The 3,663-nt window shown below is 29.1% G+C and carries 3 protein-coding genes and 1 other annotated feature; all 3 genes read right to left on the bottom strand.

Going from position 1 to position 3,663, the window contains the following annotated elements:
- Window positions 1-466 (bottom strand): pyridoxamine 5'-phosphate oxidase family protein (locus ACRC03_RS01905; RefSeq protein WP_438650861.1); only part of this gene is annotated, 466 nt, incomplete at its 3' end.
- A gap of 101 nt (window positions 467-567) precedes the next feature.
- Complete coding sequence (locus ACRC03_RS01900; RefSeq protein WP_438650860.1) at window positions 568-1,704, bottom strand: aldo/keto reductase; 1,137 nt, start codon at window positions 1,702-1,704, stop codon at window positions 568-570.
- A gap of 179 nt (window positions 1,705-1,883) precedes the next feature.
- Window positions 1,884-3,089, bottom strand: a complete 1,206-nt coding sequence (gene tyrS, locus ACRC03_RS01895) for a tyrosine--tRNA ligase (RefSeq protein ID WP_438650859.1) — start codon at window positions 3,087-3,089, stop codon at window positions 1,884-1,886.
- A gap of 54 nt (window positions 3,090-3,143) precedes the next feature.
- Window positions 3,144-3,401, bottom strand: a binding site (T-box leader).
- Window positions 3,402-3,663: the final 262 nt, after the last annotated feature.

The raw sequence follows: 3,663 nt of genomic DNA, 5'->3' as shown, positions 1-3,663 counted from the left end.
TATGCTGCTTATAATCAGCTTTTTTTAATTTAAACTCACCATTTTCAAGAGTTATATCTTGCACTCTACTAAATCCTTCTATATACCTACCACCTAATATTTCAAGTTCAAATATATCAAAGTCCATAGTTTTTAAAATTTTCATCATTTTAGCTCCATGACTTTCATCAAACTTTTCATATATAGTTTGCAGTACTTCATTACTTTCTTCTAGCCTTCTAGCTACACAATTTAGGCTAATTCTCTCTCTATCAAAAACTGTTTTAGCATTTTGCTCATCTTCTATTATCATTGCAGAAATTTTTGGATTGTCTAATAAGTTTTGATAGTGATTTGCTATTTCACTTATATAAATATATATTTTTTTATTGCAATATACATAAGCTGCACAACTAATATTTGCCTCTCCTTGCTTATCTTTTGAACTTACCATCAGTGTATGTTTTTCTTTTAATAGTTTTTCCATACTAAAATCCCCCTTAATCTTTAAGTATAGTCATAAGCTAGATAGTTTAGTGTACAAAAAAATACTACCATAAACTCTGATAATATATTTTTGTCTAGTTATTAACCTTCAAATGTATTTTTTATAGTTTCTAAGTTATTTATTATCTCTATATTTTGAGGACAAGCTTCTTCACATTTACCACACTTTACACATTTAGAAGCTTCTTCATTGTTTCCTTTAACAAACATTGTATATGCAAATTTTCCCCCTTCTACATCATTAAACATTGATGCATCATTATACAGCTCAAAACATTTTGGAATATTAACTCCAGCTGGACATGGCAAACAGTATCTACAGTCTGTACAGCTTACCTTTATTTTTTCCTTCATAGCCTTACAAAGACTATCTATAGCATTGCTCTCATTCTCTGTAAGTGAATTGATTCTTCCTAACTCATTTACTATCCTTATATTGTCTTTTACATGTTCTAAAGTTGACATTCCACTTAATACTAATCCCACTTCTTTTTTGTCATATATAAATTGGAAGGCTAAATCTACTGGAGTTTTATCTACTTTATTTCCTTTTATTATATCTAATAATTCATCACTTATTTTATTTGCTAGTTTTCCTCCTCTAAGAGGCTCCATTATAATTACTCCTAGCCCTTTTTCATAAGCATATTTTAAACCTTCTGTTCCAGCTTGATATTCTTCATCTATATAGTTATATTGGATTTGTGCAAATTCCCAATCATAGCTATCAACTATTTCCTTAAATAGAGTTAGATTATCATGAAATGAAAATCCTATATGTTTAACCTTACCACTAGCTTTTATTTCATCTAAAAATTCAAATAATCCATTTTCTAATAAATTGATCCAATAGTCTTTACTCAAGTTGTGAACTAAATAAAAGTCTATGTAATCAGTTTGTAGTCTTTCTAATTGGCTATTAAAGTACTTATACATATCTTCCTTGTTTTTTATAGCCCATGAAGGTAATTTAGTAGCTAATTTTACTTTATCTCTAAGATTATTTTCTTTTAAGAATTTTCCTACAAAAGGCTCACTTTGACCATCATGATATGGGTATGCTGTGTCTAAATAGTTTATACCATTTTCTATTGCGTATTTTAGCATTTCTGAGGCTTGCTCTTCATCTATTTTTTCTTCTATTTTTGGAAATCTCATACATCCAAAACCTAATAAAGATACTTGCTCTTTAGTTTTGCCTAACTCTCTATATAACATATCTTTACCCCCTAAATTTAATTCTTTGTATAAAATAATTATACACTTTTATCCTTTTTATGGATATACAAGTCTTTCAATTATCTCATATCCTTAAATATATTTTTTGATTTTGTTTCCTATTTATAAGTAAAAATACCTGTAATTAAAATTTAATCACAGGCATTTACTTATTGTATCTATTTTACAATTATCTTTATGAATTTTTTCTTTCCTATTTGAACTACTAATTCACCTTCTGGATTAACAGCTTGTAAATCAGTACACTTTTCACCATTTATCTTAACTCCACCTTGTTGAACTAATCTTCTTAATTCACTTTTACTTGGAGTAAGTTTGTTATCTACTATTATTTGAGCTAAGTCAAAGCCTTCTTTCTCTGCTTCTACTGTTAATATATCCACTGGTATTTGACCTTTTTGGAATACTGATTTGAATCTTTCTTCAGCAAAGTTAGCTTTATCTTCTCCATGGTATAATCTTACTATTTCTTTAGCAAGTTCCATCTTAACATCTCTTGGATTTCTTCTATCTTCTTTCAAATCTTTTTCTATTTCTGATACTACATCAGGATGAACATCTGTTACTAAGTTGTAGTATTTTATTATTAATTCGTCAGGTATTTCCATAGATTTTTGGTACATAACACCAGCTTCTTCATCTACTCCGATGTAGTTTCCTAAACTCTTACTCATTTTATTAACACCATCTAATCCTTCTATTAATGGCATCATTATTACTACTTGAGCTTCTTGTCCATGGTCTCTTTGTAGTGTTCTTCCCATAAGTAAGTTAAATCTTTGGTCTGTTCCACCTAATTCTATATCAGCATTTAATGCTACTGAATCGTATCCTTGCATTAATGGGTAGAAGAATTCGTGTACTGATATTGGAGTGTTACTTTCGTATCTCTTTTTGAAGTCTTCTCTTTCTAACATTCTTGCAACTGTCATTGTTGCTGCTAATCTAACTACCTCTTCAAAGTTTAATTTAGATAACCACTCACTATTAAATCTAACCTCAGTTTTCTCTGGGTCTAATACTTTGAATATTTGATCTTGGTAAGTTTTTGCATTTTCTAAAACTTGCTCAGTAGTTAATGCTTTTCTAGCAGAAGATTTTCCAGTTGGATCTCCTATCTTTCCTGTAAAGTCTCCTATTATTATTACTACTTGGTGTCCTAAGTCTTGTAATTGCTTCATTTTTCTAAGAACAACTGTGTGTCCTAAATGGATATCTGGAGCAGATGGGTCAAGACCTAATTTAACTATTAATTGACGTCCTTCTTTGTCAGCTTTTACTAGTTTTTCTCTTAGTTCTTTTTCATCTATTATATCATCTACACCTTTTAAAATTATTTTTACTTGTTCATCTAAATTTATCATGTTTACCCTCCTGTATTTTTGTATTATTTGCAATAAAAAAAGCCTTCATCCCTATAAAAGGACGAAAGCTGTGCTTACGTGTTACCACCTTAATTCATTAATAATTTGCATTATTAACCTTAATAAGTATTCCAAGAAACTTGGTATACTATAGCACGGTAACGTGTGCCAATACGTTAATCCCTACTGGTTGCTATCTTTTGGGATTACTGCTCCAAGATGTATTCAAACTAACTTATCTATTTCCTTTCACCAAACGGAAACTCTCTGTAAGATTCTATTAATTCTACTTGTTCTTTTCATAGCTTTTATACCTACTATTAAATTCTTAGCTTAAATTGTTAATAATAATATATTATGATTTTTTTTATTTGTCAACTATATTTATATTTTTTTGTTATTTAGGTAAGAAACTATCAAATATTATATTATCACTATATTTATATGCCTTTTCCATATCTAAGGCACTTTTTACAGTCCATGTTATTATTAGGATTCCCTTTTTTCTAAGGTATGATACCCTAAAATTATGTAGTCCTTGTAGTTCATAGCATATATAGTGTGGCTTACTTTT

Source organism: Romboutsia sp. (genome assembly GCF_051659545.1).
GTDB lineage: Bacteria > Bacillota > Clostridia > Peptostreptococcales > Peptostreptococcaceae > JBOFOR01.
This window is presented reverse-complemented; position numbering and strand designations above follow the sequence as displayed.

Bases quoted from the DNA above. Each gene is read 5' to 3' on its own strand.
- ACRC03_RS01900 (WP_438650860.1), bottom strand. From the start codon at position 1,704: ATGTTATATAGAGAGTTAGGCAAAACTAAAGAGCAAGTATCTTTATTA.
- tyrS (WP_438650859.1), bottom strand. From the start codon at position 3,089: ATGATAAATTTAGATGAACAAGTAAAAATAATTTTAAAAGGTGTAGAT.